Annotated in this window: 22 protein-coding genes; 14 read left to right on the forward strand and 8 right to left on the reverse strand. The window is 47.0% G+C overall.

Annotation, left to right across the window (positions count from 1 at the left end; genetic code table 11):
* Positions 1-2: 2 nt before the first annotated feature.
* Complete coding sequence (locus OZ401_RS14340; protein ID WP_341471148.1) at positions 3-1,028, reverse strand: DnaJ domain-containing protein; 1,026 nt, start codon at positions 1,026-1,028, stop codon at positions 3-5.
* A gap of 229 nt (positions 1,029-1,257) precedes the next feature.
* On the opposite strand from OZ401_RS14340, the gene rpsP reads away from it, so the two are divergent.
* The 3 genes from rpsP to rimM are packed head-to-tail and all read left to right on the forward strand — an operon-like array spanning position 1,258 to position 2,519.
* Positions 1,258-1,542, forward strand: a complete 285-nt coding sequence (gene rpsP / locus OZ401_RS14345) for a 30S ribosomal protein S16 (protein WP_341471149.1) — start codon at positions 1,258-1,260, stop codon at positions 1,540-1,542.
* A gap of 32 nt (positions 1,543-1,574) precedes the next feature.
* Entirely contained in the window at positions 1,575-1,805 is a 231-nt protein-coding gene (locus tag OZ401_RS14350; RefSeq protein WP_341471150.1) for a KH domain-containing protein, read from the forward strand.
* Between the two features lie 18 nt (positions 1,806-1,823).
* Entirely contained in the window at positions 1,824-2,519 is a 696-nt protein-coding gene (rimM, locus tag OZ401_RS14355; RefSeq protein WP_341471151.1) for a ribosome maturation factor RimM, read from the forward strand.
* Positions 2,520-2,524: 5 nt separating this feature from the next.
* Here the strand turns inward: rimM and OZ401_RS14360 are convergent, their stop codons facing one another.
* Positions 2,525-2,743 carry a hypothetical protein gene (locus OZ401_RS14360; protein ID WP_341471152.1) on the reverse strand — a complete coding sequence of 73 codons (219 nt, stop codon included), beginning with the start codon at positions 2,741-2,743 and terminating at the stop codon, positions 2,525-2,527.
* Positions 2,744-2,838: 95 nt separating this feature from the next.
* Here OZ401_RS14360 and OZ401_RS14365 point away from each other — a divergent pair, with 95 nt between their 5' ends.
* Positions 2,839-3,726: an alpha/beta fold hydrolase gene (locus tag OZ401_RS14365; protein ID WP_341471153.1), complete on the forward strand. Its 888-nt coding sequence runs from the start codon at positions 2,839-2,841 to the stop codon at positions 3,724-3,726.
* Here OZ401_RS14365 and OZ401_RS14370 read toward each other — a convergent pair.
* The 3 genes from OZ401_RS14370 to OZ401_RS14380 form a co-directional block, all read right to left on the reverse strand.
* On the reverse strand, positions 3,723-4,430 hold the full coding sequence (locus OZ401_RS14370; protein ID WP_341471154.1) for a C39 family peptidase: 708 nt from the start codon (positions 4,428-4,430) through the stop codon (positions 3,723-3,725). The genes OZ401_RS14365 and OZ401_RS14370 overlap by 4 nt on opposite strands.
* Before the next feature lie 214 nt (positions 4,431-4,644).
* Entirely contained in the window at positions 4,645-4,986 is a 342-nt protein-coding gene (locus OZ401_RS14375) for a hypothetical protein (RefSeq protein ID WP_341471155.1), read from the reverse strand.
* A gap of 163 nt (positions 4,987-5,149) precedes the next feature.
* Positions 5,150-5,902, reverse strand: a complete 753-nt coding sequence (locus OZ401_RS14380) for an alpha/beta hydrolase (RefSeq protein ID WP_341471156.1) — start codon at positions 5,900-5,902, stop codon at positions 5,150-5,152.
* Positions 5,903-6,165: 263 nt separating this feature from the next.
* Between OZ401_RS14380 and OZ401_RS14385 the strand changes: the two genes are divergently transcribed.
* From OZ401_RS14385 to OZ401_RS14400, 4 genes are all read left to right on the forward strand, one after another.
* Positions 6,166-7,437, forward strand: a complete 1,272-nt coding sequence (locus OZ401_RS14385) for an ROK family transcriptional regulator (protein ID WP_341471157.1) — start codon at positions 6,166-6,168, stop codon at positions 7,435-7,437.
* Positions 7,438-7,721: 284 nt separating this feature from the next.
* On the forward strand, positions 7,722-9,089 hold the full coding sequence (locus OZ401_RS14390) for a sugar ABC transporter substrate-binding protein (RefSeq protein WP_341471158.1): 1,368 nt from the start codon (positions 7,722-7,724) through the stop codon (positions 9,087-9,089).
* Positions 9,090-9,327: 238 nt separating this feature from the next.
* A complete protein-coding gene (locus OZ401_RS14395; protein WP_341471159.1) occupies positions 9,328-10,359 on the forward strand; it encodes a carbohydrate ABC transporter permease in 1,032 nt (343 codons plus the stop codon).
* 15 nt (positions 10,360-10,374) lie between these two features.
* Entirely contained in the window at positions 10,375-11,307 is a 933-nt protein-coding gene (locus OZ401_RS14400; RefSeq protein WP_341471160.1) for a sugar ABC transporter permease, read from the forward strand.
* Positions 11,308-11,377: 70 nt separating this feature from the next.
* On the opposite strand, the gene xth is transcribed toward OZ401_RS14400, so the two are convergent.
* Positions 11,378-12,163 carry an exodeoxyribonuclease III gene (gene xth, locus OZ401_RS14405; RefSeq protein ID WP_341471161.1) on the reverse strand — a complete coding sequence of 262 codons (786 nt, stop codon included), beginning with the start codon at positions 12,161-12,163 and terminating at the stop codon, positions 11,378-11,380.
* 146 nt (positions 12,164-12,309) lie between these two features.
* Here xth and OZ401_RS14410 point away from each other — a divergent pair, with 146 nt between their 5' ends.
* Positions 12,310-13,341, forward strand: a complete 1,032-nt coding sequence (locus OZ401_RS14410) for a bifunctional lysylphosphatidylglycerol flippase/synthetase MprF (protein WP_341471162.1) — start codon at positions 12,310-12,312, stop codon at positions 13,339-13,341.
* 19 nt (positions 13,342-13,360) lie between these two features.
* Here the strand turns inward: OZ401_RS14410 and OZ401_RS14415 are convergent, their stop codons facing one another.
* Complete coding sequence (locus OZ401_RS14415; RefSeq protein WP_341471820.1) at positions 13,361-13,723, reverse strand: hydrogenase maturation nickel metallochaperone HypA/HybF; 363 nt, start codon at positions 13,721-13,723, stop codon at positions 13,361-13,363.
* Positions 13,724-13,921: 198 nt separating this feature from the next.
* Here OZ401_RS14415 and OZ401_RS14420 point away from each other — a divergent pair, with 198 nt between their 5' ends.
* Positions 13,922-14,926, forward strand: a complete 1,005-nt coding sequence (locus OZ401_RS14420) for an NADP-dependent oxidoreductase (RefSeq protein WP_341471163.1) — start codon at positions 13,922-13,924, stop codon at positions 14,924-14,926.
* Positions 14,926-15,852, forward strand: a complete 927-nt coding sequence (locus OZ401_RS14425) for a lysophospholipid acyltransferase family protein (RefSeq protein ID WP_341471164.1) — start codon at positions 14,926-14,928, stop codon at positions 15,850-15,852. Before OZ401_RS14420 ends, OZ401_RS14425 begins: the two co-directional genes overlap by 1 nt.
* 77 nt (positions 15,853-15,929) lie before the next feature.
* Here OZ401_RS14425 and OZ401_RS14430 read toward each other — a convergent pair whose 3' ends face one another.
* Positions 15,930-18,800 (reverse strand): DUF2961 domain-containing protein, encoded by a 2,871-nt coding sequence (locus OZ401_RS14430; protein ID WP_341471165.1) that lies wholly within the window; start codon positions 18,798-18,800, stop codon positions 15,930-15,932.
* A gap of 560 nt (positions 18,801-19,360) precedes the next feature.
* Between OZ401_RS14430 and OZ401_RS14435 the strand changes: the two genes are divergently transcribed.
* From OZ401_RS14435 to OZ401_RS14445, 3 genes are all read left to right on the forward strand, one after another.
* On the forward strand, positions 19,361-20,809 hold the full coding sequence (locus OZ401_RS14435; RefSeq protein ID WP_341471166.1) for an ABC transporter substrate-binding protein: 1,449 nt from the start codon (positions 19,361-19,363) through the stop codon (positions 20,807-20,809).
* A 121-nt stretch (positions 20,810-20,930) separates the two neighbouring features.
* Positions 20,931-21,884: a carbohydrate ABC transporter permease gene (locus OZ401_RS14440; protein WP_341471167.1), complete on the forward strand. Its 954-nt coding sequence runs from the start codon at positions 20,931-20,933 to the stop codon at positions 21,882-21,884.
* Positions 21,881-22,765, forward strand: coding sequence for a carbohydrate ABC transporter permease (locus tag OZ401_RS14445; protein WP_341471168.1), 885 nt, complete (start codon positions 21,881-21,883; stop codon positions 22,763-22,765). The genes OZ401_RS14440 and OZ401_RS14445 overlap by 4 nt, the downstream gene beginning before the upstream one ends.
* Positions 22,766-22,800: the final 35 nt, after the last annotated feature.

Raw genomic sequence — 22,800 nt, forward strand, 5'->3', positions numbered from 1 at the left:
AACTATCGCTCTATTCTGAAATCATCCACAAAGAACCCGGCATAACCGTTTCCTACATTTCCCGCCCCGCTCACAAAACGTAGTCGTACCTGTATTACTTTCCCGCTCCACTTGCTCAAATCTACTCGCATTGTTTCCCAATTGCTGATTAATCCACTAATCGTTTCCACCGTAGTAAAAGCTTGACCAGCTTGGGCTATCTCTACCAGCAACGTATCCTGATCGCTTGCTCGTTGTGGGCTATCGGTTTGCCCGGTTATCTGGAAAGAGAGCGCAGGATGCTCGATACCGCCCAAATCAAGCGGACGCAAGAGGGTAGCGGAAGTGTTCAAACCGATGCGATACCGCCCATAGTTCTCTTCGCCAAACCAAAGTGCATAAGACCCACTGGCAGACATCCGAGTAGTGAGATGCCACGGTTCATCCAACGTCCAGTTGGCAGTACCGACTTCCTCAAAATTGTCAGAAAAAAGCGTATTAGCCGTCTGCATCTGCATAGGTCTGGGTGTAGGGGTACCTGCTGAGCTACTTTGCGCGAACACACTAATAGCGGTTATGAGCAGAATCGTCAGGATAAAGCCCACCATCAGATATAACAGATTGCGCTTCCAAAGGGGGATAAATTCCGACCTTTCACATGAGAGGCTTTCCCAATCATAATCGGATTCGACATACTCTTCCGGTGTTTCCGATGGTACTGGTTCGGTTGCTACTGCCGCAGACTCTACCGGAGCGCTATCATAACGAGAAAAAGGCTCAGGTGCGATTTGGGTGCGCAATGAGTCGTATTGAGTACGCTGCAAGGGGTCTTTAAGCACCGCAAAAGCGCGGTTAATTTCCTGCATTCGTTCGGTAGATGGCGAAGTAGGGTTGCGATCGGGATGGTATTTTAACGCCAAGCGACGGAAAGCGGCTTCGATCACCTCGAATTCAGCCCTAGGGCTGACCTGTAAGATTTCGTAAAGGTCGTGAGCAAGCCATTCATCAGTATTAGGTATATACCGGGATTGTTCCGCAGTAGATTGCATTTAAGCTTATCCTGACTATTGGTTTTGAATTTTAACCTGAGACACAGCAGAGAATAAATGTTCTAGTAATTATACGAACATCCTTTCTATATGTCAAGTAGTCAGAGCAAATTTGAACGGGGTTGGAACGAAATTGACTTCAGCCAAACCATCTAGTATAATTAACGTTCGCAAGTTTGCGTGGTTTTTTTATGTATAGGCATAAAGATTATCCGGAGGAAAGAATCTCGTGGTAAAAATCAGGTTGATGCGGTTGGGTCGGAAGAAGATGCCGGTGTACCGCTTAGTGGTCACTGAAAGCGCTTCGGCTCGTAACGGTCGCTTCATCGAAACAATCGGAACTTATAACCCTATCGGCGCTACTGAAACTGTTCAATTGAATAGCGAGCGTGCGAAATATTGGATTAGCGTTGGCGCACAGCCTACCGCCGCCGCTGCCGGTATTCTCCGTCGGAATGGTGTCGAATTCAAAGGACATCCCAAAGGCGAATACGTAGCCGCAGATTCCAAGTAATTAAATTTGCCTTAGCGGCAAGGAGATATCTGGTGAAAGATCTCATCCTGTATGTGGCACAATCACTGGTGGATAACCCGCAAGAAGTGCATGTCCGTCAGATTGATAGCAGCCGTTCTATAATTATAAAACTTTCAGTCGCGCCGGAAGATATGGGCAAGGTAATCGGAAAGCAAGGGAAAATTGCCAAGTCTTTGCGTACCTTACTATCAGTAGCGGCTGCTCGTGAAGGCAAGCGCGCCACACTGGAAATCCAGTCTTAATCTCAAACCGGAGTTCTGATGCCACAAAAAAAAGGTTCGCGCCCCTATTTCCATTCCAAAACGAAACAGGGCGCGCCTCGTCCAAAACATGTTTCTCGTCCTAGCAACCGCCCGGTTAGGGCTGAAGAAACAATCCCCCCTAAACCTGCTAAAATTGTACCTACCGAACCAGAGATCGAGACTTTTAGTACCGATTTTATAACGATAGCAGAGATCGTTTCGACTTTTGGCTTGCGTGGGGCAGTAAAAGCCAGCATACGAACCGATTTTCCGGAGCGTTTCGAACATTTGCAGGAAGCGTGGTTATTACCCCCCGGCGCACTGCCGGATGCGCCACGTACCGCTTATAAAGTTCTTTCCGCGCGAGCACAAAATGAAAAACAAGTGGTTATTCGCTTTGAAGGGCTAACCAAAATCGAACAAGCGGAAAAATTGCGGGGTTATATTGTATCTGTACCGCGTGGGGAAGTAGTGCCGCTGCCCGAAGGCGAATATTACATTTTTCAGCTAATCGGCTTGAAAGTTTACTCTGAAAAAGGCGATTATGTGGGCGAGGTGATTAATGTATTGGAGTATCCTGCCAACGATGTTTACGAGGTAAAGGGTCCCTTATCACCAAACTCGGTGCTTATTCCCGCCGTTGAGGATTTCATCCGTGAGATTGATTTGGAAAACCAACGCCTAACAATCAACCTTATCGAAGGGTTAATCTAGCCACACTATTCAGCGTCTCCTGCTGTTATCGGTTCTTCTTCGGTTGATTCTTGTCGTGCAATCTTAGTAATGCTGGAATAGAAAATAAGCAACCCGCCGATTATTCCCAACACGCCACCCCACCAATCCAGCAGCGACCATCCGATCCAACCTAACAATATGGCGGGCGCAAGTAAGACTACCAACGCTAATATATACAAAAAAACTGCTTTAATTTTATCCACTTCTCGATTAACCATCCTGTTTATGGGTTATAATTTACTCTGAAAAGAGTAAAGATTATTATACCATACAGGTTATTTTAAGTGAGGCTTAAACCTTGATAAAAACAACACTTCCCAAACAAGAAAATAAACTTGAAAGCAAATATATAACTCTACAATCCGGTATCCGTACCCATTATATAGATGCAGGACCGCCGGATGCGCCCGTGGTGCTTCTCACACATGGCTTTTTAAGCTCGGTTAGAGATTGGAAGGCGAACATGCTGCCTCTGGCAGAAAATTCGCCCAAGCCCTTGCGCTTCATCGCTTTGGATTGGGCTGGATTCGGTTTATCCGATAAGGGCAATCGCGCCTACTCGCTATATTTCTTTGCCGACTTCTTACGAGATTTTGCAATTGCTATGGGACTGGAAAGCTTTGACTTGGTAGGACACAGCATGGGTGGCAAACACAACCTCGCCTTTGCAATCTTTTATCCTCAATACATTCGGAAGTTTGTACTGGTGGATACGGACGGCTTTATTACCGAATCATGGATGATGAACTCTAGCGGCAAGCCTTGGTTTAAGCCCATTCAGGCAATTCAACTTAAAGCGCTAGGTAGCCCACGTCTAGTCAAAGCCTTCTTTTCGCAGGCATATCACGATAAAAGCTTTATACCGGGCGATGCAAAGCTAAAAGAGGGGGTTCGTATGCTGACAATGCCTGATCAAATTGACGCGCTCAAGGCGTTAAATCAGAACTACCCTTCTCTCAGCATGCGACTTACCGGCTTGATTGAGCGAGTGCCCGAAATTGAAAAACCCACTTTGATTGTTTGGGGTAGGCAAGATCGTATTATTCATATAAGCTGTGCTGAAATAGCCAAAAGCATGCTGAAAAACTCGCGCTTGCACATATTTGAAGAATGCGGACACATTCCACAAATTGAAAAAGCGAGCGAGTTTAACAAGCTTTTGCTGGAATTTCTAAACGAAGACTAGGTACGCAAGAAGAAAGCGGCGCTACGCGGGGAACGAGAGAAGTAAGTTTTCAGAGCGTCCACAGTCCAGTTTTGAATTACCGGGCGACCCGGTAGTGGGTCAGGATTTACCACACTCACCGTATCATCGGAATTGTAACGAAACGCCGCTATAAAATGCCCATTTGGAAAGAATTGGGCATCTATTACATTAATTATTACGGGTGTGCCACTTTTCAAATTACTAATAATTGAATTGAAGTGGCTGTTCAGGTCTCCGCCTTCTCGGTAATCGGTACGTAGGTTAAAACGGTCGCCAATCTTCTTGAATACCGAATAGTCATACAAACCCCTATCAGGGCTGATAGCGTTGTTTTCACGCATAATAGCCAACACATCGCTGGTGCGTACCTGCTTGCCAAGTCCATTAAGTAAAGCGGCAGTGGCAGTAGCAGAGCACGCACTGGCGCTCCACAAATTGTATTCAGCATCATCGAGATATTGCTGACGATCCCGCTGAGAAAAAGCCGGTAGTGTTAGCCCACCCAAATCAGAAGATATTCCGGCTACTTGCGCTCGAAATAGTCCTCCAGAGTCACCGCCAAAGAAAGCAACTTTATCGCCTTCCTTCCGGCTCAACATGCTGCTGATTATTAACAACGCCAGCGCTATAAAGCCCAGTAATATCAGCATATTTAAAAAACTGAAATTAGACTGGCGTTTCATTTAACCAAAAACCCCATTAACAGAAAAAGCAGACCTGCTACTACAATTATACCAAGACAACCTAACAGTAACCTATCTTCAAATGGGCTTGCTTTAGGTTGCTTGTCTAATTGACGTTTGGTTTCAAGAAATCCTCTACGGGATGAAGGATTTTGATTACGCTGCTTCGGAGTTTGTCCTGAACTTTGCTTTGACATATATCATGATCTCTGCTTTAGCCGTTGCGGTAACGATTCATAACACTGCTGGCTCGCATTGCACCTTCAGGGGTAATTTCTATATGCCAATAGCGCACCACCTTTTTGGGGATGTGCCTACCGGTAGAGGGGTCTACATCAGTAGAATCATCGTAGGCGCGTATAAGCTTTGAATCCTTGAGCTGTGTAAGGCTATCCAACACTTCACTTTCGGTAAGTGGGTAACCGTTTTGCTCTAGCGCCTTAAATACCTCTATGCTATCAAGTTTATAGCCCTCATTCTTACGAATGCGCTTGTGAACCATCAATAATACAGTATCAACTGTATCGGCATCCTGCTCATCATCTAGTGGCTGCATTACCTAGTCACCTTTCTGATCGTCCTTTATGCAAACTACCGATTCATTGTACCTGCACAAGAACAATTTTTCAATAATTAGAATGGGTCGGGCGAATTTGAAACCATAGCAGGGCGGTATGTAATTCAGTGCCTTGCTATCTTGCTAAACCTTAAAATCAGATTCAGGAATGAGCTTTGATAAAGGCAATGCTCTCCTGCAATATCAGGTCTTTATCATTATCCAATGTGGCTACATGGTATGAATTTTCAAGTTTAACGATACGCTTCTCCGCGCTGGATAGCTTATTTAGAATATACTCAGCGTTCATTGGTGGCACTACATGATCTTCGGTTGAAGAAAATATCAACGCCGGGCAAGTGATACGTGCCATCAATTCGTCAGCACCTTTCGTCAATGCCAGCACCTCCTTGATGGTGGGAACAGGCACAACCGGATAGGCAATTTCGGTAATACCGGGCGCTTTAATATCGCTGCCTATGCCGGGTATTTCTGAAGGCATTCCGGGCAGAAACGCTAACCCCAGCAAATCCGGATTATTTAGAATCACTGATGCATTAATCGGGATTATCCCGCTGAAGCCTTCGGGATTTAAACCAGCTGCCACCAAAGTTAAAGTACCGCCCATAGAAAGCCCGGTCATAAAGATGTGGTCGCAGCGTTCTTTAAGCCAGCCGTAAGCGGTAAGAATATCGGTAGTCCAGTCAGAAGCGGTGGCTGTAGCCATATCGGCAGGGGAAGTACCATGTCCCTTCAAACGGGGTAAGATTACCGAAAAGCCCTCTTTCGCCAACCCTTCTGCGATATAGCGCATACTTTGTGGGCAGCCGGTATAACCATGTGAAACCAAAACGCCGATTCTGTTGCCAATATGATAATACGGCTCGGCTCCGGGGATAATTTGAGTTTCGCTCATTCTTTCTTCTCCTCGCTGAAAAATCAAAAGCGATGGTGCTACTAATAGTAGGATTTTAACACATAAATAACTTGGAATCTTAAATTGCACTTTGTGAAGCGCATAGCTAAAAAGAAGATTAATTAAACCCAAATGAGTAATTCTTGTGAAATCACTTTGTTATTCTACTTGACAAACAAAGTTTACAGTAGTATAATTTTGGCACATCTCACATAAATTTCTTGACCCTACGTTTTGACAAATATCCTGATAATGCCAAATAGATGGTAAAAGATAGCGTTAATCATACAACAAGCTGGATTAACGGTACCCATAAAGGCAAAGCCGATGCAGGACTAATTGGCGAATTAAATCGCAGCATAGTGCTGAATTTTATCCGTCAGGAAGGTAGTATTTCGCGAGCAGAAATTGCATTGCGTACGCAACTAAGTCGCTCTGCCGTTAGTAATATTATCTCATCTCTGCTTGATGAAGGCATAGTCCAAGAATCTGGAATCGGTGAAAGCAAGGGTGGCCGTCGCCCAATAATGGTTAATTTCAATTACAGCGTCGCATATGTGCTGGGTATTGATATGGGCGCAAACCATATATTGGCATTACTCGCCGATCTTGAAGGAAACCCGGTTGCCGAATTTAACGCCGAGTTCTCGGTAGAAAATGGGCCAGAAATAGGCATACCAATTCTGGTAGAGCTAATAAGACAAATTTTAGAGAGTGAATTCCTCAAAAATAAACGGCTATATGGAATTGGGTTAGGTGTAACAGGTCCTCTTGATTTTGAAACTGGCACGGTGGTAATGCCACCGTTGATGCCGGGTTGGAACAAATTTCCTTTACGCCGTTATCTTTCTGAAGAATTCCAGCTTCCGGTACTGGTCGATAACGATGCTAATCTGGGCGCTATTGGCGAAAGATGGCGCGGCGCAGGATTAGGACAAAACAATCTTGCCTATGTTAAAATCGGTACCGGTATTGGCTGTGGCATGGTTGTAGATGGGAAAATATTTCGCGGGGCAAACGGGAGTGCCGGTGAAATCGGGCATATTACCATTACACGCGATGGGCCTCCCTGTCGTTGCGGTAGTTTTGGTTGTCTGGAAAGTATGGCAGGCGCTCCAGCAATTATTAATCGCATTAAGCTGGCGATTCAAGCAGGTAGAGATACTATTCTGACCAAAATTGGCGAGCCAGATGACCTTACCGTAGCTGTAATCGGGGAAGCAGCAGCCTCTGGTGATCGCCTTTCAGTGGAGGTCATTAGTGATGCAGGACGATATATTGGTATCGCTCTCGCCACACTCGTAAATCTCTTTAACCCCAGTATGATTATTCTTGGCGGCGGTGTCGCTGCTGTGGGTGAGGTAATACTTAATCAGATAAAACAAACGGCTAAAGACCGTAGTCTGGTGGCATCGTTTCAAGGAATGCAAATTGTACCCGGAAAGTTGGGGAGAGAAGCGGTTGCAGTTGGAGCCGCAATGCTGGTATTACAAGAGGTCTTTAAAGGCCCGCAATTATCTTTAGTTACAGGCTAGTGTGGTTTTCAGTGAATGAAGCCGTCTGGTAGGGCATAGAAGCCCCTTATAGTGGTTTTTGTTTTTTATTAGATAGCTTCATCTACGAATTCCACCTCTCTAAGCCATAATTTTTACTTTTGACAGTTCATACCAATATCTCTCCTAAACGAACTGCAAAGGTCGGCTTGCTCACTTGGTTGAGCAAATCTCTCCTCGCTAATTTTATCCTCCGGAATCTAAAAGATTCCGGTTGACGTTTGTTAATTTAATTTTGTAGTCTCACTCTTGCAAGGAGGAGAAAAGTGGCAACTAAAAAGTTGTTTAAGTTTATTTCGGCATTGATGGTAGCTTTAACCATCACAGTTATGTTAGCGGCTTGCGGTGATAACACTGCTACGCCCGTACCGGCTACTACTGCGGCAGCTACTAAAGCGGCTACCACTGCGGCGGCTACCACCGCAGCTGCGACTACTGCAGCGGCAGCTACCACTGCGGCAGCGGCTACCACCGCAGCTGCGACTACTACTGCAGCAGCGGCTACCACCACTGCGGCGGCAGCAGCGTTGCCCGCTATAACCGGAAATATTAGCTTCTGGCACGCATACGGCTCCGGCGGTAAAGGCGGCGAAGCGGATGCTCTGGCAGCAGGGCTAGTTCAATTCCAGAAGGATTACCCAAGCCTTCAGACTGCTCCGCTGGATGTTCCGTTCGACCAACTTTACAAAAAGTGGGAAACCGAAGTTGCCGCCGGCGGCGGACCTGACCTGTTCATCGGCCCTAACGACAGCCTCGGCTCCGAAGCCCGCGCTAACTTAGTTGCGAACCTTGACGAAGCGTTGAAGGGCAAGCTAGATAACATTTTGCCGGTAGCGGTAAACGGTTCTAAAGTAGATGGCAAGCTGTATATGGTGCCTGAATCGCTCAAAGCCGTAGCAATGTTCTACAACAAGGACAAGGTTAAAACCGTTCCCAAAACCACCGATGAATTGCTCGCCGCTGCTAAAGCCGGAACCAAGTTCGGCTTCCAAACCAGCGCGTATCACAACTTCGGTTGGACTGGTGCTTTCGGTGGAAAGTTGCTGGATGACAGCGGCAAATGCGTAGCCGATCAGGGCGGATTTTCCGATGCTCTCAAGTATCTTCAAGATTTGAAAGCGGCTGGCGCACAGTTCCTTTCTGATGCCGACAAATTGCATCAGGCTTTCCAGAACGGTCAGATTGACGCGGTTGTAGAAGGTCCCTGGATGACTGCCGACTTCACCAAGGCGCTAGGCGACAAACTCGGTATTGCAGCAATTCCTGCCGGGGCTAAAGGCGCTGCCAACCCATTAACCGGCGTTGACGGTTGGTACATCAACCCGAACCTCAAAGGCGAGAAATTACAGAACGCGATTAACTTCGCGCTCTATATGACCTCTCCCAAGATTGAGAATCTCTTTATCGCAGTTGGTCATATCCCGGCTGACAAAACCCTGAAAGTTACCGACCCGATTTCACAGGGCTTTGCCACTGCGGTAGCCACTGGGCTGCCTCGTCCGCAATCCAAGTCGTTGGATAACTTCTGGACTCCTTTCGGCGATGCTTACTCGCTCGTCCTTGACAAGGGTTCAGACCCGGTCAAAGCGGTAGCAGATGCCTGCTCTCAGATGAATAAGGCTAACGGCAAGTAGCGTTAGTTAGGAAAATGGGTTTTGCTGTATTGCAGCAAGACCCATTCCTATTAGAATTGCATAATCGTTTTTATTATGATAAGGTTTTTATGTTCCTTTAATGGAGTGGTTGCTCAACCTCTCTCACCTTTTTCACGTTTGACCAAAAAATAATACGGGCTTAAACCCTACACTCTAAACTCTGCCCGTCACGGCAAAGCCAATTTTATTAAATAAATCTGCTCTTGAGGATAGGTCTATGGCTATAAAAAACGTTTCTGCCGTACCAAAGGCTGAACGCGCGAGTTTCTGGGTTCGTTCCAGAGATACCCGTACCGCTTATATGTACATTCTGCCGGCAGTATTGGTAATGGCAGTTATTACGCTGTTTCCGCTCGGTTTTCAGATATATATGTCTTTTACCGATTACGGTTTAAAGAACCTGAAGTACGATGCCCCGGCTGCCAACTGGGTTGGGCTGGATAACTATATCCATATCCTGAACGGGGACACTATTAAAAACGTTATTCCTTCCTTTGATTTCGTAGGGACTCTAACCTTCAACCTGTGGTGGGCGCTTTCTAACGTGATTTTTCACGTGGTAATAGGGGTTCTCATCGCGGTCTTACTGAATATTGAGGGGCTGTGGTTCAAGCGAATATATCGGGCGGTTTATATTCTACCGGTGGTTATTCCCGCCATCATTATAGCAACAGTCTGGAAAAAGATTTTTGATACCGATACCGGTGTCTTTAATATTCTGCTCGGTTTCTTTTTAGGCCCAATAGGGCTGGCTAAAAATGTCAATGGAGTAAGCATCGTAAATATCCCTTGGCTGGAAAATTCACAGGGCGATTTCATGTGGCTTCCGGTTGCTTACTACGCGCTTTTATTTACGAATATCTGGTTGGGATGGCCGCTTAACTCGGTGGTGGCAACAGGCGCACTTCAGAGTATTCCCAAAGACCTTTATGAGGCAGCGACTGTAGATGGCGCGAGTGGTAGCCAACAGTTTTTCAATATTACAGTACCGATGTTGCGGGTTGCAATGATACCTTTTGCAGTGTACGGTTTCATTACCACCTTTAACCTGTTCCATCTCTCTTACTTTATGTCGGAAGGTCGTCCCTTTGGGCGTACCGAATTGCTGGTGACGCAAGCCTTTAAGCTGGTTAATGTTAATCAGCTATACGGCATCGGCGCGGCTTTTGCTATCTATATGTTCTTTATTCTGCTGACAATCAGCCTGATTACCACCAGAATAACCAAAGCAACCGCATCGGCAGATTAGAAGGGAGTATGAACAATGACAGTTGACGCTACAGCCGTACAGACAAAAGCCGTTACAAGCGCAGAAATTAAAATGAAGGGCGCAATTGGTCGCCCACTCAAATGGTATAAGCAATTACTTTATCAGGCTTTGTGCCTTTTTGTTGCCTTTACCGTACTATTCCCAATTGCATGGGTGGTAAGCCAATCAATTAGCACCTCAAAACGTATAACCGGGTTTTTACCGGAAGGCGCGATTACATTTGAGGCATATCAGAAAGTGCTGGATAAGCCTACTACCAACCCTATCTCTTTTATTGAGCTAACCTTCAACAGCTTCAAGCTAGCGGCAGGCGCTTCTTTTGCATCAGTCTTGCTAGGGGTCAGCGCCGCCTACGCCTTTTCCCGCTTTAAGTTTCCCGGACGCAGTGTTGTGTTTTTGGCAATATTGGCAGTATTGATGCTTCCTTCGGTAGCCACTATTGCGCCGCTTTTCGCCTTTATGAACCGGATACAAGTCGGCGAGTTTAATCTGCGCAACTCTCTGTGGGGGGTTGGTCTAGCTATTACTTCCGGTCTTTTGCCTTTTGCCACATGGAACCTCAAAGGCTTTCTGGATACTATTCCAAAAGACCTTGAGGAAGCTGGCATGATTGATGGCGCAAACCGCAACCAGATTTTTTTCCAGATAATTCTGCCACTCTCGACTCCGGCGCTGGCAGTAACCGCCCTGTTTGGTTTTATCGGTGGCTGGACTGAATTCTATTTTTCATGGCAGTTTCTCACCAACCCGAAAGATTTTACGCTGGCAATGGCACTTTCGCAGATGTCAGGACAATATGCTCGTTCCACACCGTGGGATCAATTCTGCGCTTTCGCCTTATTGGTGGCTTTGCCCGTTTCGATAGTTTATCTAGCTCTGCAACGCTATATTGTATCCGGTTTAACTGCCGGAGGCGTTAAAGGCTAATCTGATAGAAACAAGCCCTAGACCTAAAAAACCCCGTTTCTTGAACCGAAGCGGGGTTTTTATTTGCAAATTACTCAAAAACGGCAAAAACGGGAGTGTGATCGGAAGGACGTTCCCAACTGCGCGGTTCTGGGTCTATCTCAGAAGCACGGCAACTTTGCAGCAAGCTCTCGCTCACCAAAATATGGTCAATCCGCAACCCCAGATTGCGCCGAAACGAGTTTTCGCGATAATCCCACCACGAATACGCCACTTTATCCGGGTTCAATGTGCGGAAAGAGTCATACAAACCCCAAGTTTTCAAACTCTCCAGCGCGTCACGCTCAGGTTGGCTGACAAGAATTTTCCCTTCGCGTGCCTTGGGGTCATGCACATCCACAGAGGCAGGCGCAACGTTAAAATCTCCGAGAATTGCCAGCTTTTGCGCCGGATTCCAGTGAGAAATTAAATCTTCCCGAAGCTTTGTGAACCAATCCAGCTTATAAGCAAATTTCTCACTGCCTACTTCCTGCCCGTTTGGAACATATACATTAATTACCCGCACCCCGGCGACAGTAGCCGCAACTAAACGGCGTGAAGGATCAGTGGTATCACCGGGAAAGCCGATTTGCAAATCGGCTACTTGCTCTGCCAGCGAAGTTTTAACCAGCAATGCCACGCCATTATAGCCCGGTTGACCAAACACAAAACTGCTATATCCGGTTGGCGCAATCGCCGCTACGGGAAATTTATCATCGGTGCATTTAATTTCCTGCAAGCACAGCACATCGGGTTGGCGCGATTCGAGCCAACGCACGAGATGTGGAAGCCGGATATTTACAGAATTGACGTTCCAACTAGCCAGTGTTAGTTTCAAATTTACCTCTATGTAATACCACTCTAACGATTCGGTTTATTGACGCTAATTAAATTTTACAACCTAATTTGCCCCTTAAAATATAGTGAGCAATATTATATCTCAAATACATCTTATAATAGCGATCGGGCGGACAATTCTAATACATGGTAAACCTTGAAGCTTCGGAAATAGCAAGCGACAATCTACTTTCTCCCCTGCAACTTCTAATGGAAACGCGCCGCGAACAAGCCCGGCAACTTCTGCAAGAGTGGGGAAATCACTCCCTTTCCTACCTAATGCTAAACCCTGATAACCGTTTGTTTTTTGAGAGTACCGGGCAGGCTTTTGTAGCCTATCGGGTAAATTTCGGCGCAGCAATTACGGTAGGCGACCCAACCGGACAACCGGAAGCAATCAAAAGGTGCATATCAGAGTTCAGCGCTGCCTGTCGCCGCAAAAGATGGATTCCGGTTTTTTTCTCCATAGAAAAACCGCATCGGCATTACCGCACCTTGGGTTACAAAGGAGTGCAGGTGGCGGAGGATGCTGCCATCGAACTGGAATTGCTAGAGTTCAAGGGTAAAAATTGGCAGGATGTACGCACTTCACTGAATCGCGCCAATCGTGAAGAAATCCAGTTTTGCCAATTTTTTCCAGAAAATCATGAAATAATGGCTCAGTTTCGGCAAATCTCGCGGGAGTGGGTGCGCAATAAAAACATGCCCGAACTGGGCTTCACGCTCGGTACTATCGCCAGCCTGCAAAATCCCGAAGTCAGAAGTTATTACGCCATAGACAAGGTAGGCAAGGTACACGGAATGGTGAGCTGGTTGCCGCGCTATACTGCCAACGGCTGGACACTTGACCTGATGCGGCGTAGAAACGAGGCGATGCCGGGCATAATGGAATTTCTGATTGCGCGTTCGGCGCTTGCGTTTCGAGAAGAGGGTTACAGCACAATATCGCTGGGCGCATCACCGCTCACTGCTGACAATAAGCAGGAAGGCATGCTAAGCGCGGGTTGGATGCTCAAACAAGTCAAGCAGTACTTACATAATTATTATGACTTTGAAGGGTTGCACGATTTCAAGCGGAAGTTTTTACCTACATGGAAACCGCTTTACGCTTTCTATCCGGGTGGCTTTGGTTTAACGCAAGGCGGGCTGGCAATTTTGCGCCTGTATTTATCGAACTGACGCAAAATTACCCTTCAGTCTATACCTTATCGCTAAACTCTACTTCCAAACCACTCAGGTAACAATCGTGGCGATGCTCGACCTCAATTGCAGCGCCGTTGCATTCAGGGCAAACCGCTTCTTCGGAAGGGAGATCGCTTTCAAATTGCTTCAAGCAATTGAAACAGCGATAGGTTGCCGGTTGCCATGCAATTCGCAAGGGCACACCTTCCAAAGGCGTACCGGGAGTAAGAGCCTCAAAATAAGTACGAGCGGCTTCTTCGGTAAAGTGGTCGGCTCTGCTCAGAACCATCTCTACCTCAAGAATACGCATCGCACCGGATTGGACAAAATTTTCCAACGCCGCCGTAATTACGCCTTTCATTGCCGCCGCTTCATGCATCGCCAAAACCTTTCTCAGTAAAAGGTGTAACGTTTGTTATAATTCAAACGCGCCACCACCATTATTCTCTATCGGTATTATACTCCCGCTGCCGCGTGACTTTTCATCGGCATTCCAACTTAAACCTTAATTCTTTGTACCCATCGATGGTACTGGTGGTATTGTATCATTTTCAATGAATATAACAGAGGAGATAAAATGGAGCAGATTAAGAATAAACAGATTGTGTTAGCGAGCCGTCCAATCGGGTGGGTAGAAGAAAGCAACTTTAGATTGGTCGAAACGATTTTAGATGCGCCGGATGAGGGCGAGGTATTGGTAAGAAATTCATATCTCTCGCTTGACCCTTATATGCGAATGCGCATGGATGCGGTTAAATCTTACGCACCTTATGTCGAACTCGGGCAGGTAATGGTAGGCGGAACGGTAGGCGAGGTACTCGAATCAAACTATGCCGGCTTGAAACCGGGTGATTTAGTTACGGGTTCATTGAGTTGGCAGCTTTATGGCGTTACTAAAGGCAAAAACCTACGTAAGGTGGAAACTACAAAAGTACCGCTTTCCGCTTATTTGGGCATAGTGGGGATGCCCGGTGTAACCGCTTGGTATGGATTAAATGAAATAGGACAACCCAAAGCGAGCGAAACTGTGGTTGTCTCGGCGGCTTCCGGCGCAGTGGGTAGTGTAGTCGGGCAATTGGCAAAGCTGAAAGGCTGCCGGGTAGTGGGAATCGCAGGTGGGAAAGCCAAGTGCGATTATGTGACAGAAACATTGGGCTTTGACGCATGCATTGATTATAAAAGCCCCGATTTCAGGCAAGCTTTTAAAGCGGCTATCCCGGATGGGGTAGATGTGTATTTCGATAATGTGGGCGGCGAGATTCTCGATTTGGTTTTAGCCAGCCTGAACCCATTTTCCCGCATCGCCCTGTGTGGCGTAATCTCGCAGTACAACCAAAGTGAGCCTCACGGCATCCGTAATGTGCGTTCGTTGCTGGTAAATCGAGCTAGGCTACAAGGCTTTATCATTTCAGATCACCTCGAAAAGTGGGCTGAAATCCTGCCACAACTTGAAAAACTTGTAGCAGAAGGTCAGTTAAAATACCGTGAGAGCGTAGCAGAAGGATTGGAGAATGCGCCCGCCGCTTTCATTGGAATGTTGAAAGGCGAAAACTTCGGCAAACAAGTGGTTAAACTAACCTGATGACATCCTTATTGGATAAATCTCTAAGCAAGCCAAAACCTTCGCTACCTTATAAGTTGCCCGGTGGCAAAATAGCGCTGCCTAATACCGCTACTTATCTGCGTACACTGGCAGGGGCGGCGTTATATATGGGCGTTCCCGCCCAGATGATTCGCTGGTTAGGGCGAAGAGGAGAGCGCAGAGCGATGTGGAATACTTTACGCTGGTTAGCACGTCGTATGCGTCATCATCTCGACATTCGGTTAGAGATTAAGGGATTAAACCTGATTGACCCGCTAGAGCAGTATGTTGTTACACCGCTGCATGAGGGCTTTGCCGATTTTCTGGGGTTGGTAGAGCTACCGTTGCAAATGCGCTTTGTAGCCAGAGATGAGCTTTTTCACGAATGGGACTGGCTCGGTCCGTTTCTGCGCGACACCGGACAAGTTGAAATCTGCCCCGAACGAGGAGTCAGTAGCTACCGCCAGTTATTGCGCCAAGCCGGGAAAGTGTTTGAAAATGGCGAAAGCTTGGTAATTTTCCCACAAGGCAGCATTCTTGGAATAGAAATAGACTTTACAGCCGGGGCATTTGCGTTGGCGCGCCACTTCAAGCGTCCAATCCTACCGGTGGTATTGACCGGAAGCCATCGGGTGTGGGAATATCCCTTCTCTCCACAGTTGCGTTACGGTCAGCATATGAACATGCATATACTGCCACCGATATCGGTTGAGGAGGTGCTGCGCCGTAAACCTGAAGAACTTCGGCTTGAAACTCAAAAACGGATGAAAGCAACGGCGTTCTCCACTAATATAGCTGCTCCCCGCCGTTTTATACCTGAACGTGACGGTTATTGGGACGGTTACGCTTTTCGGATTGATCGGGAATTTCCTGAGTTAGCCGCTGACATACAAATACATCAAACTACCAAGAATAAAATCATATAATAGGCAAAACAGGCAAGGAGTATAAATCCTTGCCTGCTTTGTATTTTTTGATATTGTTGCACTCATTAAATAGCGGGTTAGTTGTTGCCCGGTAAGTAACCAAGCCCTTTTTTAAGGGTGTAAACCCAATAATAGAACTCACTCCAAGGCGAAGTACTGGCATTTTCGATTCGAACCTTAATCGAAGATTTGCCTGTAGTGAAAGAGGTGGGAATTACAAAATCCTCGTCACGCCAGCGAATAGAACTGGTAAACTGACCAGCAGAATACCACAGTCCCACCGGTTGCCCATCCACGTAAACCCTACCTTGTTGGTTCAAATCGCCATAGTCCATCCGGCGGCGTAAAATTACCCCGTTGTTGTCAGGTTGGATGCTAATGGTAAACTCGCTGTAACCGTGTAATTTGTAGCCATCATCGCCGATTCTATTGAGATAACGGTCGCCTTCGTAGAAGGTATCAAGCCTACCACTGAAATCCTTGCCGGTAGCAGTATAGGAATGTGCCGTTTCGGCTACTTTATTTTCTGGACCAACATTCAGGCTGTCGGTTAATTGCAAAGTGCTGTTGTCTAGACCATACCAGAACGCAAGGCTGCGGTAATTTTCATTGGGTGCGCCGGTATTCTTGCCCATATAACCATGTTCAAAGCCAAATTCCAGCGCAGAGTTGAAAGTGATTGCATCACCGAGCATAAAACGATAACCCGACCTACCAAAATATAGCGGGAATGGCGGGGGCCAGTAAGGAGCCATAGAACCATGCAAAGGAAGCGAGAATGGACCTTTCTCAAAGCCCCAACCGCCATTAAAGAAATCCTCAAAACCTGTACCGTAAATATGAGGGGTAGCGCTACCATCAATATAAACGCGATCATCGCCTTCCATCGCCGAATAATGCGACCAGTAACGCATTACCAACCCCACGAACTTGCCGCGCGTGTTTTTCAGGTTCAGAACCTTGTAATCTGAGCCATCGGGGAGATCAGATTGATCTTTAAAAGTGGCATTAAAGTAGCCCGTGTTTGCTTTTACCAATTTGCCATCAGGGTCAGGGTCAACGGCAATTTCCCATTCCACTGTTGCGGGGGTAGTACTATGATTGGCAAGACTTATTTTAGCCTCAGATCGGAAAGGCATAGGCAAGTAAAAGTAATATTGGTGAGTGGTGGGATCCATACCTGCCAACAAACCGTTTACCCGTTGCTCACCCTCGGCACTTCCAAAGAAGAAGTCGAGCGGTGCATCAACCTGTGTCCATGGGCGCTTGTCCCACCAGATTTTAAGGTTGGTTTGAGCGACGACTTCATTATTGTTAAAGTTCATTTTGAGCTTGATGGAACTGATAACCGCAGGACCTTGCAATTGCGGCAAGATTAATTCTCCATTGCCGTTCAGAGTTCCGCTACCCTTGATGAGTTGCCTGCCGGGATTGGCAGGTTTTGGGTCTGCACCGACACCGGAAAAGTAACTGACTAAGCTACTAAGATCTTCTTTTCCGGTAAAGGAAGGAACATTTGCTACACCTGCCAGCCGTTGATAATCAATCTGGAAAAATTCGGGCAATTTGGTAGTGACAATTTTCAGCCTTTTGCCATAACTAATCGGAACGTAACTATAAAAGCCACCGCTCGACACCTGATTATTGCCAACCAAAGGGGTAAGAAATGGCGCAGTTTTACCGGAGAAGAAATCTTGATAGTTCAGATTCACACGAGGAGTATCTTCATCATCAAAATAGAACAGGATATTTCCAATGGTATCGTTAGTCGGCTCTTTGGTCATCCAGATGCGATAGATAGAACCAGCGCCCTTCTCATCAAAAATCACATATCGGCTATCGCCTTCGCGATACAACACATTGGTACGATCCCAGTTTCCGCCATAGGGATCATGGCTTGAGGTTACATAGGTTTGGGTATATGCGCCGATATTAGGCAGGTTATACAGGTTCGTCAGCGCATTTGAGCCAAAATCAAGCCCTGAAATATCCGCTGTTGTTGGGGTAGATGGAGTTGTAGCAGGGGTGGACTGTGTATTATTCTCTAAATAACGCCAGCGAAAATAGTGCTGCCCCACATTGCCCATCTCTACCTTAAAACCGGGCGGGTTGGAGGGCGTATAAGTCAAAGTACGGCGTTCAAATAGTTGCACCAATACATCACGTAACTCGCCGCCCACCATCGCTTGCGTCCAGTAAGGCTCGGTAACAGGCAGACCAAGCACATAAGTGGGATTATGGTAAAAAACCGAGTCTTGTATGAAACTATTATTTTGCCAAACCAATCCATTTTGATTGCCAAAATCTACGAAAACATCAGCAATGTTGTGATTGGTATTATTATCGAATGTTTTTAGATAGCGCACTTCGGGCGGAGTAACCGATTTTACCGTTCCAGAGCGATCGATGTTTTCGGAAATTATTGCAGAAACCCGATTGGGTGCACTGTTTTCAGTGCCGTTAAAGGTTATTACCTTTCGAAAACTGGCGTAAGTGGGCGCAATCGCGTTCAGCCCGTTATCGTTCGGGTCACCCGCTACTTGTATATTGCTAGGGGGGTAGGGCGTAAAGGTTGTGTCACCATCCTGACGCATCCCGGTAACCAATTCTTTTACCAACAGCCCGGTAGTTACGTAGAAAAGGTCACCCGGCTTGGCATTGGAGTTTATTTCCATGCGCGCCTTGTCGAAATATTGCACCTGCCGATTGCCTTGGTTATAGGCTTCAGAATAAACTGCCTTATCGGTGAAATATTCAGGACCCCAAGTATAACCTCGCCCCACACCGGGCATTTCTGACACCGCTTTGTCACTCCTGTTCCAGGTATCGGCAAAGGAAGTATCAATAAAATTGGGGGTGGTAGAAGCTTTTGTGAGAGGGGGTGAATAAGCCGATAAGGTGAGCAAACCAAGTTCAAACATTAGAAGCAGAAACGATATTTTTTTCATGTGTTCAGGACTTTCTAGGTGCTTTGCCCTTTTTTCCATTTACTTCCCTGTAAATGGAAAATACTCCAACACTAATACAATTAGGAAAAACGATGCCTATGAAAATTAAAACGCCTAAGACTAACTAATTAAACCCTTGATTTTAGCAATTATAGCACACCCTTTACCTTTGAATTAGGGTGTATATTACAATCCAAAATGCTCTAAATAGGGCAGTTGCAAGGGGTGTCCTCTGAACTCGCCCTCTCTCCACCCCTCCGACAGCAGCAGCAGGTTATTGCCCTAAAAATGTTTCTTGCAACAGCCCTGATGCCCTAAAACAAATTCTTGACAAAGTTGGTAAACTAAGTTATCTTATTATAGTTGTTATTACGAAGCTCGTATGCCATTTTAATCTGGAGCGGTTGTCAGAAATGTCAGTACAGAACGCAAAAATAGTTAATTGCAATTATTTGCAATAGATGTTATTTTTAATATGTTTAGAACGCATTTATAAGTATCAGTAGTATGTTTAGAGTTTCATTACCTACAAATTGAAAACAAAAGGAAGGAGAAAAGTAATGCGTACAAAACAACGGCTGTTAGCGTTGGCACTGATTACTTTGTTGTTAAGTCTGGCAGTTGCCGCATGCGGGGATAATACTGCCACTCCCGTACCGGCTACTACCGCCGCCGCTACCAAAGCTGCTACCACCGCAGCGGCAGCCACTACCGCAGGCGCTACTACTGCGGCTGGCACTACTGCCGCCGCTACTACCGCAGGGGCGGCTACCACCACCGCTGCATCCGGTAAGACTGTTACGATTCGCATCGGTACAGGCGACAGCGGGGATGGTTTAGCCCCCTACAACCAAACTATTGAAGCCTTCAAGAAAGTCTATCCCGGAATCGACATTAAAGTTGAGCCGGTAACCGACTCTGACTACTACGGTTCGCTACTAACTCAGGTAGCCTCCGGCAAAGCCCCCGACCTGATTTTCATCGGGGATGATGAGGTTGCCGACTTTGTGAAGAAAGGCGCATACGAAGACCTAACCCCCTATATCAACGGTACTGCCGTTCCCGGCGTAAAGCTTGATACTTCGGTCTTCCTGCCCAACACTTTACAACCGGGGCAGCAAGCCGGTAAGCAGTATCTGTTCCCCAAAGACTTCAGCCCGGTAGCTGTTTATTACAACAAGGAACTCTTGAAAGCGGCTGGCGTAGCCGAACCTACCGAAAACTGGACATGGGACGATTTCAAAGCTGCCGCCCAAAAGCTGACCGTGAAGGATAGCAGCGGTAAGGTGACCCAATATGGGGCGCAACTGACCGCCGCTTGGCAGCGCGGTTTTGAAGCAATTGCTTTCACTCAGGGCGCAACCCTGATTGCAGCAGACGGTTCCAAATACTCCGGCTTTTTGGATAGCGAAGCCTCAGCTAAAGCCCTGACCCTAGTAGCAGATTTGTATCGCAACGGTTACGCGGCGCCCCCTTCGGACATTAACAAGTGGAAGGGTGGTAATGACAATTTCGCGAACGGTACTGCCGCTTTATTGATTGACGGACGCTGGCCACAAGCTACCCTGCTAAAAAATCCCAAGTTGACCAACAATATTGGGGTAGTTGGGTTGCCTAAAGGCACTCAAAAAGCAAACGCCATCAACTGGGGCGGTTTCGGCATCTATTCCAAGAGCGCGAACAAAGACGCAGCTTGGAAAGTGCTGAGTTTCTTCGTCAGTCCTGATGGTGGCGGGCAGTTCTTCAAGGATTGGGGTTTGACTCCGCTGAAATCCATTGCCGACAAGAACACCAACGCGCTGGACAAAGTTTGGACTGCTCAAACCGAGTTTTTCAAGCCCATCACGGCTAACTTCACCCCGTACTGGAACAGCGCGGGCGCGAAAGAATTGGGCGACGCTCTTACCAAAGTCATCACCGACCCCAAAGCTGACATCTCGGCGACTTTGAAAGATGCTGCCACCAAAGCCGATAAAGCCCTTAAAGACAAGATTGATTCAAATAAGTAGCTCTTAAAACAGCAAGAGGCATCCTGTGGAAACGCAGGGTGTCTCTTTTACTGGTATAATTGCCTCGCGTCAGAACCATCAGTAAACAAACCTGTTTACCGAGCAGGAGTTCCGTTTGAAAATGATAAAATCCGCTAAACCTCTTGCAGCAACCGAGCCTGTCTGGAACAAAAGAGCCGCCTTCAACCGCCGGGAAGCTATAGCCTTTTACCTCTGCATCTCCCCTTGGCTCATTGGCTTTGTGGTGTTCGTGGCAGGTCCTATGCTGGCTTCGTTCTTGCTCAGTTTTACGCGCTGGGATTACTTTACCCCTATCAAGTGGGTAGGGACGCGCAATTACGAACGCATAATGGAGGACGAGGCTTTCTGGACATCTTTACGGGTAACTTTCACCTTTGCCGCCCTATATGTACCGCTCTCGCAAATCATCTCGCTTGGGGTAGCATTACTACTAGCGCAGAAAATCAAGGGAGTTAGCTTCTTCCGTACCATCTTCTACCTACCCGCCATTCTCTCCGGCACTGCCTATGTAGTGCTGTGGGTCTGGCTGTTCGAGCCGGACAAAGGGCTGATTAACAACCTATTAGATGGCTTGGGAATCAAAGGTCCGCGCTGGCTCTCCGACCCCAATACCGCTTTGTACGCGCTGGTAATAATGAGCTTGTGGGGATTGGGCAGCAGCCTGATAACCTATATCGCGGGCTTGAAAGGCATCCCCGAACAGTTTTACGAGGCAGCCGAACTGGACGGCGCAGGAAAATTCGGTCGCTTCAGGTATATCACAATCCCGATGCTCTCGCCCACCATCTTCTTTAATCTGGTGCTGGTGCTAATTCAAACCTTCCAGAGCTATACCACCGCAGCGGTGGCAACTGGAGGCGGTCCGCTCGACTCCACACTCTTTTATCTGGTGTATTTGTACCGCCGCGCCTTTGTAAATCAGGAAGCGGGCTACGCAGCAGCGTTGGCATGGATACTGTTTATAATAATTTTGCTGTTTACCTTGCTGGTTGTTCGCTCATCTAGCGCATGGGTTTATTACGAAAATGAGGCTGGAAAGGAGAGGCGCAAGTGAGAGGCTTGTTCGGTAAACGCTTTGCCGCCGAAGCTATCCCGCTCAGCGGTACACGCTCATGGCGTAGAATCGGGGGACTGTTTGTAATTTATACCGTCCTAGCGGTGGGTTCACTGCTCTATATCTTACCGCTGGTCTGGATGTTTCTAACCTCGCTCAAGCCTTCCTATCAGGTATCCTCGCCGGATTGGTTGCCCGACCCGTTTGAGTGGAGCAATTACCCGCGCTCTTTCACTTACACCGGATTGGATTTCGGCAAACTTTACCTGAACAGCTTTGTAATTACCATTCTAAACGTGGTCGGTACAATGGTTTCCAGTACGTTCGTGGCATACGGCTTTGCCCGTTTACGCGCCCCCGGCAAAAACCTATTGTTTATCGTTCTGTTGGCAACCATGATGATTCCCTTTCCGGTTACAATGGTTCCCACCTTCGCACTTTTCAATTTTTTGGGCTGGATAGATACGCTCTTACCTGTAATTGTACCCGCCTTCTTCGGCAACGCTTTCAATATCTTCCTGTTGCGCCAATTCCTGATGACCATACCGATTGAGTTTGAGGAAGCTGCCCGTATTGACGGCGCAAACACACCGCAAATCATTTTCCGCATCATGATGCCGCTCATTCTTCCGGCAGAAGCGGCAGTAGCGGTGTTGACTTTTCAGAATACTTGGAACGATTACCTCACCCCCCAGATTTACATCAGAGACCAGTCGCTTTACACCGTAGCACAAGGGATTCGCTTTTTGCGTGGTAGCATCAATCCACAATGGGAACTAATGATGGCGGCGGCGCTTCTCGCCATGCTACCGGTGGTAATTTTATACTTGCTGGCACAGCGTTTCTTCATTGAAGGCATCACCCTCACTGGAATAAAATAATCATTTTTGCCGATTGCACAATCTCTATTATAAAT

This window comes from Candidatus Chlorohelix allophototropha (genome assembly GCF_030389965.1).
In the GTDB taxonomy this organism is placed as follows: domain Bacteria; phylum Chloroflexota; class Chloroflexia; order Chloroheliales; family Chloroheliaceae; genus Chlorohelix; species Chlorohelix allophototropha.

Excerpts from the sequence above, each read along its gene's own strand:
- OZ401_RS14385 (WP_341471157.1), top strand. The coding sequence starts at position 6,166 with ATGGTAAAAGATAGCGTTAATCATACAACAAGCTGGATTAACGGTACC.
- OZ401_RS14410 (WP_341471162.1), top strand. The coding sequence starts at position 12,310 with ATGGTAAACCTTGAAGCTTCGGAAATAGCAAGCGACAATCTACTTTCT.
- rimM (WP_341471151.1), top strand. The coding sequence starts at position 1,824 with ATGCCACAAAAAAAAGGTTCGCGCCCCTATTTCCATTCCAAAACGAAA.
- OZ401_RS14380 (WP_341471156.1), bottom strand. The coding sequence starts at position 5,902 with ATGAGCGAAACTCAAATTATCCCCGGAGCCGAGCCGTATTATCATATT.
- OZ401_RS14400 (WP_341471160.1), top strand. The coding sequence starts at position 10,375 with ATGACAGTTGACGCTACAGCCGTACAGACAAAAGCCGTTACAAGCGCA.
- OZ401_RS14420 (WP_341471163.1), top strand. The coding sequence starts at position 13,922 with ATGGAGCAGATTAAGAATAAACAGATTGTGTTAGCGAGCCGTCCAATC.
- OZ401_RS14340 (WP_341471148.1), bottom strand. The coding sequence starts at position 1,028 with ATGCAATCTACTGCGGAACAATCCCGGTATATACCTAATACTGATGAA.
- OZ401_RS14435 (WP_341471166.1), top strand. The coding sequence starts at position 19,361 with ATGCGTACAAAACAACGGCTGTTAGCGTTGGCACTGATTACTTTGTTG.
- OZ401_RS14370 (WP_341471154.1), bottom strand. The coding sequence starts at position 4,430 with ATGAAACGCCAGTCTAATTTCAGTTTTTTAAATATGCTGATATTACTG.
- OZ401_RS14375 (WP_341471155.1), bottom strand. The coding sequence starts at position 4,986 with ATGCAGCCACTAGATGATGAGCAGGATGCCGATACAGTTGATACTGTA.
- OZ401_RS14430 (WP_341471165.1), bottom strand. The coding sequence starts at position 18,800 with ATGAAAAAAATATCGTTTCTGCTTCTAATGTTTGAACTTGGTTTGCTC.
- OZ401_RS14395 (WP_341471159.1), top strand. The coding sequence starts at position 9,328 with ATGGCTATAAAAAACGTTTCTGCCGTACCAAAGGCTGAACGCGCGAGT.
- OZ401_RS14440 (WP_341471167.1), top strand. The coding sequence starts at position 20,931 with ATGATAAAATCCGCTAAACCTCTTGCAGCAACCGAGCCTGTCTGGAAC.
- OZ401_RS14415 (WP_341471820.1), bottom strand. The coding sequence starts at position 13,723 with ATGCATGAAGCGGCGGCAATGAAAGGCGTAATTACGGCGGCGTTGGAA.
- OZ401_RS14425 (WP_341471164.1), top strand. The coding sequence starts at position 14,926 with ATGACATCCTTATTGGATAAATCTCTAAGCAAGCCAAAACCTTCGCTA.